Source organism: Streptomyces sp. NPDC034111 (genome assembly GCF_055575375.1).
Map to the genome: position 1 here is coordinate 33,693 of NZ_JBVIST010000027.1, position 13,347 is coordinate 47,039.

General features: G+C 70.9%; 14 protein-coding genes. 3 read left to right on the forward strand and 11 right to left on the reverse strand.

Annotated features, from left to right (window positions below; all coding sequences use genetic code 11):
- Window positions 1–297 precede the first annotated feature (297 nt).
- From ACZ55A_RS34985 to ACZ55A_RS34995, 3 genes are read right to left on the reverse strand one after another with little or no spacing between them, the layout of a single operon-like run.
- Complete coding sequence (locus ACZ55A_RS34985; protein WP_468848850.1) at window positions 298–1,314, reverse strand: TolB family protein; 1,017 nt, start codon at window positions 1,312–1,314, stop codon at window positions 298–300.
- Window positions 1,311–2,597, reverse strand: a complete 1,287-nt coding sequence (locus ACZ55A_RS34990) for an MFS transporter (RefSeq protein WP_468848852.1) — start codon at window positions 2,595–2,597, stop codon at window positions 1,311–1,313. Before ACZ55A_RS34990 ends, ACZ55A_RS34985 begins: the two co-directional genes overlap by 4 nt.
- A 1-nt stretch (window position 2,598) precedes the next feature.
- Window positions 2,599–3,420 carry an alkaline phosphatase family protein gene (locus ACZ55A_RS34995; protein WP_468848951.1) on the reverse strand — a complete coding sequence of 274 codons (822 nt, stop codon included), beginning with the start codon at window positions 3,418–3,420 and terminating at the stop codon, window positions 2,599–2,601.
- Window positions 3,421–4,099: 679 nt separating this feature from the next.
- On the opposite strand from ACZ55A_RS34995, the gene ACZ55A_RS35000 reads away from it, so the two are divergent.
- The gene (locus ACZ55A_RS35000; protein WP_468848854.1) at window positions 4,100–4,804 is read left to right on the forward strand and encodes a Clp protease N-terminal domain-containing protein; all 705 of its coding nucleotides are present in this window, start codon (window positions 4,100–4,102) and stop codon (window positions 4,802–4,804) included.
- A gap of 158 nt (window positions 4,805–4,962) precedes the next feature.
- Here the strand turns inward: ACZ55A_RS35000 and mug are convergent, their stop codons facing one another.
- The 3 genes from mug to ACZ55A_RS35015 form a co-directional block, all read right to left on the reverse strand.
- A complete protein-coding gene (gene mug, locus ACZ55A_RS35005; protein WP_468848855.1) occupies window positions 4,963–5,544 on the reverse strand; it encodes a G/U mismatch-specific DNA glycosylase in 582 nt (193 codons plus the stop codon).
- Window positions 5,545–5,555: 11 nt separating this feature from the next.
- Window positions 5,556–6,989 carry an adenylosuccinate lyase gene (gene purB / locus ACZ55A_RS35010; RefSeq protein WP_468848952.1) on the reverse strand — a complete coding sequence of 478 codons (1,434 nt, stop codon included), beginning with the start codon at window positions 6,987–6,989 and terminating at the stop codon, window positions 5,556–5,558.
- Between the two features lie 90 nt (window positions 6,990–7,079).
- Window positions 7,080–7,889 carry an SGNH/GDSL hydrolase family protein gene (locus ACZ55A_RS35015; RefSeq protein ID WP_468848857.1) on the reverse strand — a complete coding sequence of 270 codons (810 nt, stop codon included), beginning with the start codon at window positions 7,887–7,889 and terminating at the stop codon, window positions 7,080–7,082.
- A gap of 127 nt (window positions 7,890–8,016) precedes the next feature.
- Between ACZ55A_RS35015 and ACZ55A_RS35020 the strand changes: the two genes are divergently transcribed.
- Entirely contained in the window at window positions 8,017–8,640 is a 624-nt protein-coding gene (locus ACZ55A_RS35020; protein ID WP_468848859.1) for a TetR/AcrR family transcriptional regulator, read from the forward strand.
- Between the two features lie 27 nt (window positions 8,641–8,667).
- On the opposite strand, the gene ACZ55A_RS35025 is transcribed toward ACZ55A_RS35020, so the two are convergent.
- Window positions 8,668–8,814: a hypothetical protein gene (locus ACZ55A_RS35025; protein WP_468848860.1), complete on the reverse strand. Its 147-nt coding sequence runs from the start codon at window positions 8,812–8,814 to the stop codon at window positions 8,668–8,670.
- Window positions 8,815–8,893: 79 nt separating this feature from the next.
- Window positions 8,894–9,895 (reverse strand): GlxA family transcriptional regulator, encoded by a 1,002-nt coding sequence (locus tag ACZ55A_RS35030; RefSeq protein WP_468848861.1) that lies wholly within the window; start codon window positions 9,893–9,895, stop codon window positions 8,894–8,896.
- 141 nt (window positions 9,896–10,036) lie between these two features.
- Here ACZ55A_RS35030 and ACZ55A_RS35035 point away from each other — a divergent pair, with 141 nt between their 5' ends.
- Complete coding sequence (locus ACZ55A_RS35035) at window positions 10,037–10,918, forward strand: NAD(P)-dependent oxidoreductase (RefSeq protein WP_468848863.1); 882 nt, start codon at window positions 10,037–10,039, stop codon at window positions 10,916–10,918.
- A gap of 8 nt (window positions 10,919–10,926) precedes the next feature.
- Here ACZ55A_RS35035 and ACZ55A_RS35040 read toward each other — a convergent pair whose 3' ends face one another.
- The 3 genes from ACZ55A_RS35040 to ACZ55A_RS35050 form a co-directional block, all read right to left on the reverse strand.
- On the reverse strand, window positions 10,927–11,463 hold the full coding sequence (locus tag ACZ55A_RS35040; RefSeq protein WP_468848865.1) for a hypothetical protein: 537 nt from the start codon (window positions 11,461–11,463) through the stop codon (window positions 10,927–10,929).
- 121 nt (window positions 11,464–11,584) lie between these two features.
- The gene (locus ACZ55A_RS35045; RefSeq protein WP_468848866.1) at window positions 11,585–11,983 is read right to left on the reverse strand and encodes a hypothetical protein; all 399 of its coding nucleotides are present in this window, start codon (window positions 11,981–11,983) and stop codon (window positions 11,585–11,587) included.
- A gap of 66 nt (window positions 11,984–12,049) precedes the next feature.
- Entirely contained in the window at window positions 12,050–13,288 is a 1,239-nt protein-coding gene (locus ACZ55A_RS35050; protein WP_468848868.1) for an FAD-dependent oxidoreductase, read from the reverse strand.
- Window positions 13,289–13,347 lie beyond the last annotated feature (59 nt).

Genomic DNA, 13,347 nt, shown 5'->3' on the forward strand with positions numbered 1-13,347 from the left:
GACCGGTCACTGCCGCAGCGCACCAGGTGGCGGACCAACTCAACCGCCAAGGGATCAACTCAACCTGGGTGCTCCCCCTCTTCGTCACGGTCGGGCGAATGACGTAGGTGTCGCCGGGAGCGCCTCAACAACAAGGCACTCCCGAAAGGCAACAACCTATGCATTCTGTGGATTTCACTGCGGAGTCATCGTCCAACGGTGTCGTCGAACGCGACTTCACCGTGGGCGAGGTCCCCGGCGTGCGGAAGGCACCGGCGATGGTGGGCCGTGCACAGCGCCTGGTGACCGGCGACAGGCCTAATCGTTGAAGGCAGGCGCGAGGGCCGCGCTGAGCAGGCGGTGTGGGGTGCCGGTGCCGTCGGCGGGGACGGTCCACAGGTCGGAGCCGTAGTCGCCCGGCAGGGAGTAGACCAGCGTGTGGCGGTTGCGCCAGACGGCCTGGTCGTCGATGTTGCGGTGTTCTCCGGTCGCGGTCTCGTGGCGGGTGCGCAGATCGAGGACGTACAGACGCCAGGGGGCGTCCGGATCAGCGCCCGCGACCCGCTTTTTGTAGGCGAGACGGGTGCCGTCGGGGGAGAGCGAGGGGCATTCGACGTTTCGGTGCAGCGCCCGGAGGGTTCTGGCGGTGCGGTCGCCGTGGACGAGGTAAGTTTCGCCGCCGGTCGCGGCGGTGGCGTAGAAGTGGGTGTCATCGGCGAAGGTGACGCCCCAGACGTTGATGTCGGCCGCGTGCACCTGGCGCCCGTCGACGATCAGCGCATAGCGCTCCAGGTTGGCGTCCAGATGCCAGGTGCGGGTGTCGAGGACGGCGGTACGCGTGGAGAAGGCGGTTCCGGCGTAGGAGTCGCCGCTGACGAACACGGTCCAGGCGACGGTGCGGCCGCTCGGCGAGACCCGGGCGCGGGTGGGGGTGCCGGCCAGGTCGTAGTGGCGCAGCTCGTGCAGCCGGTTGTCGAGGACGACGGCGCGGTAGGTGTCGCGGAGTTCACCGTGCACGGCCTGGAGACAGATACCGGTGCCGGCGGCTGCGTGGAAGCGCAGACAGCGGACGCCGGACGCGGTGCGCGGACCGGCGGGCCGGCCGGCCGGAACGGCGGTGATCTCGTCGCGGTGCGGGCCCCAGGCCATATTGCGGAACAGGGCGCGGTGCGGGGCGTTGAGGCGTACCGGCCCGGAGGCCACCGGGGGCCCGCCGGCCTGGGTCTGGTCCTTCCGGGCGGCGCGCCCGGCGGCGTGCAGGGTCGCGCCGATGGCGATCCCGCCGAGGACGAGGACGGTGACGACCAGGACCGCGAAGCGGTGGGTGCGGTTCATACGACGGGCTCCGGAGGGGTCGCGTGGCCCGCCGGGAGGCGGCCGAGCAGCCGGACGCTGAGGGCGGCGGCGAGCGCGAGGCCGGCGGCGGCCAGGCCCAGTGCCCAGCGGTCGCCCCAGGCGGTCCAGGCCGCGCCGAAGGCGAGCGAGCACGCGAAGCGGGCCGCGGCCTGGCCGGTCTGTACGACCGCCAGCCCGCTGCCGCGCAGCTCCTCGGGCACGGCGTCGGCGGTGGCCGCGGCCAGCACACCGTCCGTGGACGCGTAGAACGCGCCGTGCAGGGCCAGCACGAGGCAGGTGAGCGCCAGGGACGCGCCGAGCGGGGCGAGCAGCAGGCCGTAGGCGCACAGCAGCGCGAGGTGGCCGAGCAGGAACAGCCGACGGCGGCCGACCCGGTCGGCGAGCACGCCCAGCGGCACGGCCAGCAGCAGGAAGGCCGCGGCGGTGCCCAGCGGCAACAGCGGGAACCACGCCTCGGACAGGTCGAGTCGGCGTTGCAGGGTGAGGTAGAGGAAGGAGTCGCTGACGGTGGTCAGGCCGAGCAGGACGGCGCAGCAGGTGAGGCGGCGCACCGCGGGGCGATGGAGCAGGGTCCGTAGTCCGGCACCGGACTCCGTGCCCCGCGGCGGAGCAGAGGTCCGCGCTCGGCCGGGGACGAAGAGCAGCAGGACGACCACGCCGAGCGTGGCCACACAGCCGCTGACGGTGAACACCGCGTCATAGCCGTCGGCCGCGGCACGCAGCACGAGGAAGGCGACCAGCGGGCCGAGCAGCGCGCCCGCGGTGTCCATCGCCCGGTGCACCCCGAACGCCCGCCCACGGGTGGCCGGTTCGCAGGCGAGCGAGATCATCGCGTCACGCGGTGCGGTGCGCAGCCCCTTGCCGGTGCGGTCCGCGGCCAGCACCGCACCGATCAGCGGCAGGGTGTGGACCATCAGCAGCAGCGGCTTGCACAGGGCGGACAGCCCGTAGCCGAGGGCGGCGACCGTCTTGTGGCCACCGCCCCGGCCGCGGTCCGAGGCCCGCCCGCCGATCAGCCGTACCAGCGCGCTCACGCCGTTGTACACGCCGTCCAGCAGCCCGAACCCGAGTGGTGACAGCCCGAGTTCGGCGACGAGGTACAGCGGCAGGACGGCGGTGACCATCTCCGAGGAGACGTCGGTGATCAGGCTGACGGTGCCCAGCACGAGGACGGTGCCGGGCACGGCGCCCCGGACCGGCCGGCCCGGGCGCGCGCCCGGACCGGCGGCCGCGGGGGTGGCGCGGCTGTCTGCGAGGTACACGTCAGCTCGCCCAGATGCCGCTGATGTCCTTGGCGTTGGCGGCCTTGCCGGCGTGTGCGGTGCCGTACATGTCCTCGAGGGTGCGCAGCACGTCGTAGTGGTTGTAGGTGGTGTCCGAGGTGGAGCCGGGCTGCACCGGCTGGCCGTAGAGCACGGTCGGGATGCGGTTGCCGCTGAGCCGGTTGTCCTCGTCGAAGGTGAGCAGCAGCAGGCTGTTGTGGGTCTTGGCCCAGTCCGCGTAGTCCTTGAGGTGGTCCTTCAGCCAGGTGTCGCCGGTCGAGACCGAGCAGTCGTGCATATCGCTGCAGAGGTTCGGTACGACGAAGGAGACGGTGGGCAGCTTGGTGAAGTCGGTGGGGAAGACGTCGAGGGTGTGCGCCGTGTCGGTGGGCACGTTGCTGAAGCCGAACCATGGGTTGTGCTTCTGCGCGTAGTCGCCGCTCTTGCAGGTGGTGGAGCCCTCGGCGGGCAGCGACTCGTTGTAGCTGGCCCAGGACTTGCCGGCCGCCGTCAGCTCGGAGGCGAGGTTGGGGGCGTCGCTGAAGCCCGGCGTGACACAGCTGTCGTCGGTGACGCCCTGGGTGTCGCCGGAGAAGAAGGCGTAGTAGTTGGGCTGGCTGGGGTGGGTCTCGGCGTACGAGGCGGTGAGGTTCGCGCCGTCGGAGGCCAGGGAGTTGATGTACGGGGCGCTGGAGCTGCCGATCACCTGGCTGTAGGCGTGGTTCTCGAAGACCACCACGACCACATGGTCGGGGGTGGGCACGGCGGCCGCGGTCGCCTCGGCGCCGAAGCCGTTGCCGGCCCAGATGCCCAGGCCGGTCACGGCGAGGCCGAACGCCCCGGCGAGCGCGGTGAGTTGACGGCGGCGCGAGCGTCGCTCACGGTGGGAGGAGGGGGCGGAGTCGGCCGGCGGGGTCGCGGCGGGCTCGGAGGAGGGGGAGGGGGAGGGCGCAGCAGGCACGGGGGCCTCCGTACGGTGTGTGGGGGTGCACGGGCGGCGCCAGAGTAGAGCCCCGGCGGTGGCATGTACACGCCTTCAAGGTGACGTATTGCCAAACGGGTGGTGAGCCTGGGAATACCACTTGCCCCCGCCCCCGTTATGGCCCCACAGGGGGCGCAGTCATCCCCTACGGGATCTGTTCCCACGCTCCCTAGGTCTCCCCGGCCCAGCCCCTAGGTCGCCCGCGGCCCAGCCCCCGGAGGCCCATCCGGCCCCGCCCCTGGGAAGTCCCGCCCCTACCGCTATCGCCTCGGCGGACGGACAGGCAGCAACGGCGCCAGGCGTTCCCGCAGATCATCAGGCGCCAGGTCGGCAGGCACACGAAGAATCGTGCCGTCGCGACCCCAACTGCCAAGCTCCACAACGCAATTCCGAAGCGGTCCAGTGGGTCGCGATCGGGCCCAAGCAGCACCGGACCATCACACGAAACTGCGGGAGCAGACCCGGAATGAGCGTCAATTAGAAGTTGACGACCCCTCAATCGTCAACTTAAGATTGACGCATGAGCCCACTCGACATCAGTCTCGCGGACCTGATCGCCCGTCTCGACGAGGAACTCCCCGACGCAGGCGAACTGGCCCGCATCAGCGAGGCGCGACTGCGCGCCCAGACCCTGTCCGACCTCGGTGACCAGCTCATCGACCACTACGTCAGCAAGGCCAAGCAGAGCGGAGCGTCGTGGACCGAAATCGGCGACGCCATCGGGGTGTCCAAGCAGGCCGCCCAGCAACGCCACGCACCCGGCCCTTTCGAGCGGTACACCGACCTGAACCGGCACAGCATCGTGCTGGCGCAGGAGGCCGCCCGAACGCACAAGCATGACTTCATCGGCACCGAACACCTCCTGCTCGGCCTGCTCGGCGAACCGCGGGGCCTGGCATACGAGGTGCTGATCGCGAAAACCGGGTCGGAGCAACGCATCCGCGACGCAATCGAGGAAGCGATGCCGCCGGCCGGGGAGAAGGCGCTGCGGGGTCACATCGCGTTCCGGCCGGAGAGCAAGGAGGCCATCGAGCAGGCACGCCGCGCGTCGGCCGACCTCGGCCACGACTGGGTCGGCACGGAACACGCACTACTGGGCCTGATCCGCGCCGAGGAGAGCCCAGCCGCGCAGATCCTGCGCAACCTCGGCTTCACGTCGGACGGGCTGCGCGAGACGATCAAGACCGAGATCACCGAACGGTCCGCCGCGCGCGACAAGCAGTAGCGAAACGGTCAGTCGCCGCGGAGGACCGGGCGGCACAGCCTTCCTGCCCGACACGGGACGGCGCGCTCGTGCCGCCAACCCCCGCCCGACGTCGCCAAAAACCTTGTAGTGCACGGTGGGTGAGAGGCAGCCGTGCACTACGACTCATTGCGAAACCGTCAGTAAGAAGCCCGGCCCCCGCCGCCGATACCGTCATCCCCCGCGAACGCCGCCGCCCGCAGTCGCCCGTACTCCTCCGCCATCGTCTGGAGCGTCCAATGGGCGTTCAGACCGCTGGGATTGGGCAGCGCCCAGATGCGGGTGCCACCAAGGGTGCGCTCCTGGGGGCCGATCGTGGCGTGCTTGTCGTCGAAGGCGATGCGGTACGCCGTGACACCGGCGACGGCCAGCCAGCGGGGCCGCAGCCGGGCCACCTTCGCGGCCAGCAATCGGCCGCCCTCGCGGTACTCCGCCGCCGTCAGCTCATCGGCCTTGGCGGTCGCCCGGGCCACGACATTGGTGATGCCGACGCCATGGCTGAGCAGCTCCTCCTGCTCATCGGGACGGAACCGCCGCGGAGTGAAACCGGCCGCGTGCAGCACCGGCCAGAAGCGGTTGCCGGGCCGGGCGAAGTGGTGGCCGGTCGCCGCCGTCATCAGCCCGGGGTTGATCCCGCAGAAGAGCACGCGAAGGCCGCTCGCGGCCACGTCGGGGACGAGGCGGTCGCGAGCGGCTTCCAGCTCTTCGGGGGTGAAGCGCACGGCAGGCCGCGTCAGAGGATGGCGCCCGGGGTGTATGCCGCGGCCTCCGGGTGCTGCTTGGCGATCTCCTCGATCCGGGCGACGACGGACGCCACCTGGTCGGCCGCCGCACCCGTGAAGGACAGCTTGTCCGCCATCAGCGCGTCGAGCTGCGCCTTGCCCAGCGGGATCCGGGCATCGGCGGCCAGCTTGTCCAGCAGCTCGTTGCGCTCGGCACCCTGCTCGCGCATGGCCAGCGCCGAGGCGACCGCGTTCTCCTTGATCGCCTCGTGCGCCTCCTCCCGGCCCACACCGGCGCGTACGGCACCCATCAGCACCTTCGTCGTGGCGAGGAACGGCAGATAGCGGTCCAGCTCGCGAGCGACGACGGCCGGGAAGGCCCCGAACTCGTCGAGCACGGTCAGGAACGTCTCCAGCAGGCCGTCCAGCGCGAAGAAGGAGTCCGGCAGGGCGACCCGGCGCACCACGGAGCAGGACACATCGCCCTCGTTCCACTGGTCGCCGGAGAGCTCACCGGCCATCGAGGCGTAGCCGCGCAGAATCACCATCAGGCCGTTGACGCGCTCGCAGGAGCGGGTGTTCATCTTGTGCGGCATCGCCGAGGAGCCGACCTGGCCGGGCTTGAAGCCCTCGGTGACCAGCTCGTGCCCGGCCATCAGCCGGATCGTCTTGGCCAGCGAGGACGGGGCGGCGGCGATCTGCACCAGCGACGTCACCACGTCGTAGTCCAGCGAGCGCGGGTAGACCTGGCCGACGGAGGTGAAGGCCTGGCCGAAGCCGAGGTGCGCGGCGATCCGCTGCTCCAGCTCGGCGAGCTTGGCGGTGTCGCCGCCCAGCAGGTCGAGCATGTCCTGGGCGGTGCCGACGGGGCCCTTGATGCCGCGCAGCGGGTAACGGGAGAGCAGGTCTTCCAGGCGTGCGTACGCCACCAGCAGCTCGTCCGCCGCGGTCGCGAAGCGCTTGCCCAGCGTGGTGGCCTGCGCGGCGACGTTGTGCGAGCGGCCGGCCATCACCAGCTCGGCGTGCTGGGCGGCCAGCGAGCCCAGGCGGGCCAGCACGGCGACCGTACGGTCCCGCATCAGCTCCAGCGACAGCCGCACCTGGAGCTGCTCGACGTTCTCCGTCAGATCGCGGGAGGTCATGCCCTTGTGGACCTGCTCATGGCCGGCCAGCGCGTTGAACTCCTCGATACGCGCCTTGACGTCGTGCCGGGTGACCTTCTCGCGCTCGGCGATCGAGGCCAGGTCGACCGTGTCCAGGACCCGCTCGTAGTCGGCCAGCGCCTGCTCGGGGACCTCCACCCCCAGGTCCTTCTGTGCGCGCAGCACGGCGAGCCACAGCTTCCGCTCCAGCTTGACCTTGTACTCGGGGGACCACAGCACGGCCAGCTCCGAGGAGGCGTAGCGGCCGGCCAGAACATTGGGGATGCGAGGCTTCGCAGACACAGCAGTCACGTGGTCAGAGTCTACTGGCGGTTTGCGCAGGCCAGCGCCCCGCCCCGGGCTGTACTTTCCTACAGGCCGCCCAGCGGGCCCTCACGCCTCGTACGGCAGCAGCTCCGGGCGTTTGGCCGGGCGGCCGTCCCCCGAGGATCGGCCGGTCAGCCGCCGTCCTATCCAGGGCGCCAGATGTTCGCGCGCGAACCGGAGGTCCGCGGCGCGCCGTGCTCTCCAGCCCGGCGGTACGGCGGCCGGCAGCGGGGCGTCCCAGTCCGACGCGGCCGGCAGACCGAGCGCCTGCCAGACGGCCTCCGCCACCCGGCGGTGCCCGTCGGCGTTCAGATGCAGCCGGTCGTCCGCCCACAGCCGGGGATCGGACAGCGCCCGGGACGCGTAGAGATCCACCACCACCGCCCCGTGCCGCACGGCCAGCTCGTCGATCCGCGCGAACAGCTGCTCCATGCGCGGCCGGAAGCGCTCCAGCACCGGCCCCTCCCGCCCCGGACTGCGCATCAGCACCAGCTGACCGCCACCCCTGGCCAGCAGCCCGGCCGCGTCCTCCAGGGTGGCGCACACCTGCTCCACGTCGCACTTGGGGCGCAGTACGTCATTGAGCCCGCCGACCAGGGTCACCAGGTCGGCGCCCATGGACGCGGCCGGCCCGCACTGCTCGTCGGCGATCTGCCGGATGAGCTTGCCGCGCACCGCGAGGTTGGCGTACCGGAAGCCGGGCGAGCGAAGCGAGGTGGGGGTACCCCCGGCCGAAGGCTGGGGGAGGGCCGCCAGCCGGGCGGCGAGCAGATCCGCCCAGCCGCGGTACGAGCCGTCCGGGAGGCCGTCCGACATGCCTTCGGTGAAGCTGTCGCCGACCGCGACGAAACTGGTGTAATGGGCATTCATCTCCATGGCGCGGAGATCCTACCGCCCGCCATACCGGTCGGTACGTCCACCTCCGGTCCCCGCACCGCCGTGCCCTCGCGGTGTACGGTCTGATGTCGTTCGCAGGGCGAGGAAAGGTACAGGTGGCCGCGCGATGACTCCCCGCCGGGGCGACGGAGCCGACGAGCCGACCTTCACCGAACGGGCCCGCCGGCAACAGCTGATCGAGGCCACCATCGACCTGGTCTCCACCCGCGGCTACCCGGCGACCTCCCTGTCGGCGATCGCCGAGCGGGCCGGACTGTCCAAGGCCGCGGTGCTCTACCACTTCTCGTCGAAGGACAACCTGACCCGCGCGGCCCTGGAGCAGGTGCTGGAGCAGTTCAGCGCCTACGTCACCGAGCGGCTGGCGCAGGCGTCCGGCCCCCGGGACGCGTTGATCGCCTACGTACGGGCGATGATCGGCTATCAGCAGGCCAACCGCCGCCATGTCCGCGTGATCACCGAGATGCTGCTCGACGACGCGGGAGGCACCCGGCTCAAGACGCCGGGCTCGCACGACACCCACAACCGCTGGCAGACCCTCGCGGCCCTCCTGACGGAAGGTCAGAAGGTGGGGGACTTCCGGGAGTTCGACCCGCAGACGGTCGCCCTGGCGATCGGTGGGTCGATCGACGGGGTGATCTCGCACTGGCTGGCCCACCCGGACCTCGACCTGGACGCCGCGGCAGCGGAGCTGGAGCGCTTCACCCTCAACGCCATCGAGCGCCGGACCTGAACACCTACCGGGCCACGGCCGGCCGCCTCAGCCTGCCTTCGCCGACGGCGCCCGGCCGTCCAGCGCCTGCCGGATGCGCTGGACGAACATGCGGGTCACAGAGTTCAGGAGCTTGACATCGGCCGGGGCCGGGCCCTTCGTGTTGATGTTCACGTAGGCGTAAACGGACGCCACGCGCACATTGACCGAGCTGCTGCAATAGGCCTTACCGAGACAGTACGAGGCCGTGAAGGCCTCATCGGCGCCCGGGCCCTCACGCCGGCCCCCCGGTCACCCCTCTCGGAAACGCCCGCCGGTACTCGCCCGGCGACACCCCCACCTGCTTGACGAAGTGATGCCGCAGATTGTTCGCCGTGCCCAGTCCGCTCAGTTCCCCGATCTTGTCGATCGGCAGGTCGGTGGCTTCCAGAAGGCTCTGGGCGCGGCCCAGGCGCTGGTTGAGGAGCCACTGGAGGGGCGTGGTCCCGGTGGCCGCCTGGAGCCGACGGTAGAACGTGCGAGGGCTCATCGCCGCTCTCCGCGCCAGGTCGTCGACCGACAGCGGCTGATCCAGGTGCGCGCGAGCCCATTCCAGTACGGGACCAAGGCCCTGGTCGTCGGTAACGGGCACGGACAGATCGATGAACTGCGCCTGCCCGCCGGGACGGTGTGCGGGAACGACCATCCGCCGTGCCAGCTGGTTGGCGACATGTGCGCCCAGGTCGCGGCGTACGAGATGGAGGCAGAGGTCGAGGCCGGCGGTCAGTCCGGCGCTGGTCAGCACATCGCCGTCGTCCACATACAGAACCGAGTCGTCGACCTGCACCTTCGGGTAGCGCTCGGCCAGTTGGGCGGTGTGCATCCAGTGGGCGGTGGCACGGCGTCCGTCGAGCAGCCCCGCTTCGGCGAGCGCGAAGGCGCCCGTGCACAGGGAGACCATGCGGGCGCCCGCGTCGTAGGCGCGACGCAGCGCGCCGATCAGGTCCGGTGGTATCGGCCTGCCGTCCTCGACACAGGGGTCGGGCACCGACGGCACGATGACGGTGTCGGCACCCACGAGATCATCCAGCCCATAGCGGGTCCGCAGTTCCAGCCCCGTGCCGTCCGCGGCGTCCTGCTGCTCGCCCGTTCCGCACAACCGCAGGTCGTACCACGGGTTCGCCAGGTCGGGCTGGCGCTTGCCGAAGACGGTGCACGGGATGCTCAACTCGTAGAGGTCCCACGAGGGAACCCCGATATCGGTGGGCACCACCACGGCGACGGAACCAGCGCTCATGCCTGAAGGGTATGGCAGGAATTTGGTGCCGGCCGTCACCGCTGTCACTTCTTCCGGCTGCCGCCGGCTGCGAGCGTGGTCCGTACGTGATCGACAACCGCCGCGGGAGTCAACCGCAGGCGGCGGACAAGGAGTTGCGCCATGAACGCCCTGAGTACACGTCACCAGCCCGTCACCGTCCTCGGACTGGGTTCGATGGGTTCGGCGCTCGCCACCGCATTGCTGGAGCGCGGCCACCCGACCACCGTGTGGAACCGCTCGGCGCACAAGGCCGAGCCACTGGTCGCCCGGGGCGCCCACCTGGCCGCGACACCCGAAGAGGCCCTCGCCGCGGGCCCGCTCATCATCGCCTGCGTACTGGACTACGAGGCGCTGCGCTCCGTCCTCGACCCCGTCGCCGGATCCCTCGCCGGCAAGGTCCTGGTCAACCTCACCTCCGGCTCCCCGGAACAGGCCCACGAGGCGACCGCATGGGCCCGGTCGCACGGCGCCGACTACCTCGACGGCGCGATCATGACCACCCCGCCGGGCGTCGGAAACCCGGAGATGATGCTCCTCTACAGCGGTTCCGGCGCCGTCTTCGAGGACCACCGGCCGACCCTGGCAGCCCTGGGAGACCCCCTGTACCTGGGCACCGACCCCGGCCTGGCCTCCCTCTACGACTCCGCCCTGCTCGGCCTGATGTGGTCCACCATGACCGGCTGGCTGCACGGCACCGCCCTGGTCGGCGCGGAGCAGACACCGGCCACGGCCTTCACCCCCCTCGCCATCCGCTGGCTGACGGCCGTGGCCGGTTTCCTCACCACGTACGCACCCCAGGTCGACGCCGGTCACTACCCGGGCGATGACGCCACCGTCGACGTACAGATCGCGGCCATCGACCACCTCATCCACGCCGCATCGGCACGCGGCATCGACAACGCACTGCCGGAACTCCTGAAGGCCACCATGGAACGCGCCAAGGCCGCCGGCCACGGCCACGCCAGCTACGCGAGCGTGATCGAGGTGCTGAGAGGCGCCTGAGCAACGGGTCAGCGAGGGAGCAGCGAGCCCTCTTCCGTGACCGTCAGGCGCGCCTGGTGGCCGCCCGGCGAGCAGGCGCGGCCGTTGGGATAGGTGGGCTGCGGGGTGAGATCGATCTGTCGGTCGAGGACGGTGGTGCCCCGCCGGTTCTTGAACACCAGCGTGACGTGGACCGGCTTGCCCGGGAGGCCGCGTACGTCCACGAAGCCAGGCCGGCCAAGGGGCTTGGGGGTTCGGTGGGTGCTCGCTGCCGGGCTTTCTGCGGCGGTAGGGGACTCCGTGGTCATCACGGGGTTCCCTGGCGTTGCCGGTTGCTGTGACCAGGTCTCCCGCAGTTGCAGGGTGCGCTTGCGGCAGGTGCCGTTCCAGCAGGCCGTAAGGGTCGCGTCGGCCACCCTCTTCGCGAGTTCCGGGTGGACCGTGACCCGGATCCCGGCGGGCGCGTCCCTCAGGGTGCAGAGATGGGTGCCGTTCACGGAAGTCCCGCATGCGGTCAGCAGCGTCAGAGCCGCCAGGGGGATCGCCCATCCGACGTTCCGTCTCACACTGGCTCCTCGGCGACCGTCCGCGTCCTGATCATGGCCACTCATGCTCGCACGGCAGCCGCACCACGCTTGCCCTGGGCCGTCGCGTGCGAGCTGCACCCTCCCGCCTCCGGCCGGGTGGTCAACTCGGTTTCGCCACCCGGGGATGGCTCTGCCTGTCGTCGAGATTCCCGAAGACGCACTGCACCCACTGATCGAGCCGGATGCCGAAGTCCGTCGCTGAACCGATCTCTGATGCCGGAAGCGTTCCGGTGTCTTCGAGGCTCGCCATGTAGTCCACATCGGCCCAGCCGCCCCGGAACAGCACCACGGACAGTTCGGTGTCCGCCGGCCCTGAGACGATCACGCCGATCGAGTCCGGGTCACGCACCAGTGATCTGTCGGTTTCGAGCCGCTGTGGCCACGGCGCGGTCTCGTCGCGCCAGGTCACCTGCCCCACCGTGAGGCCGGCCGACAGCCAGCGCGGGACCCGCTCGGCCACCGCTTCCGCCGCCTGGTCAAGATCAACGACTCTTTCCATGGGTGGATCATCTCTTGGGGGATGCCGTCGCACCTGTGTGGGTATGTCGACGCCTGCTGAGACGGTTCAGCGAGGAAGGGCCCGGTCCCTCCGGGCGAACGACGGTGCGCGCTCCGGGCGGACGCCTATGCCGCCCAGGTAGCCGGCGACGGTCCGGAGAGGTGGCAGGTGCCGCAGCAGGCGTACGGGGATCGGGAGGCGGTTGCCGTCGAGGGTGCCGTCCAGTGCGGAGCGGATCATGCGGTGCTCGGCCTGCTGGGACTGCTGCACGAGGGTCATCGGCAGCTCCCGCCGCTTCTGCACCCGCGCCAGGTCCGCCTCCGTGACGGTGCCGTGGCGCAGCGGCCCGGCCAGGATGCGGGCCGCGGCGACCGCGTCCTGGAGCGCCAGGTTGACCCCGACGCCGCCGACCGGCGACATGGTGTGCGCCGAGTCGCCGATGCACAGCAGGCCCGGCCGGTACCAGCGCCGCAGCCGGCCGAACGTCACCTCCAGCAGTTTGACGTCGTCCCAGGACGCGATGGCGCCGGTCACTTGGTCGTCCCAGCCGAACAGCGCGCCGAGCCGGTCCCGCAGCCACTGGATGTCCCGGCCGCGCAGCTCCTGGTCCCGGCCCTTCCCGATCAGGTAGGAGGTCTGGTAGTACGTGCCGCGGTCCATGGTGACCGCGACCTGGCCGCCGTCGAAGCGGGCGAAGACCCGGCCGTCCTTGAGGTCGTCAGCGGGAGCTTCCACCCGCACCTGCCAGACGTCCATCGGCACCTCGAACTGCCGCTGGTGCAGCCCGGCCGCCTGCCGCACCACCGAGTCCCGGCCGTCGCAGGCGACCGTCAGATCGGCGGCCAGCTCGCCGGGCGTACCGTGCTCGTCCACATAGCGCACGCCCGTCACCCGGCCCGCCTCGGTGCGCAGCCCGGTGACCTCGGTCCGCATCCGCAGCGTGAAGCCCGGCTCTTGTGCGGCCGCGCCGGCCAGCAGATTGAGGAAGTCCCACTGCGGGACCATGGCGAAGTACTTGTGCCGGCCCGGGAGGCGCCGCATGTCGGCCAGTACGACCGTTGTGCCGCCGATCTGCGCCCGCATCTCCTTCAGCTCGGCGAACGGCAGCCGCGCGAACTCCTCCCCGAGGCCGAGCTCGTCCAGCAGGCGCAGCGTCGAGGGATGGACGGTGTCCCCGCGGAAGTCGCGCAGGAAGTCGCCGTGCTTCTCCAGGACGGTCACCTCGACACCGGCCCTCGCCAGCAGCAGCCCGAGCATCATCCCCGCGGGTCCGCCCCCGGCGATGCAGCACGTTGTGCGGTCCATGTCTCTGCCCCCTCAGACGTGTCTGACCGATCGGTCAGCAATCTAACCGATCGGTCATA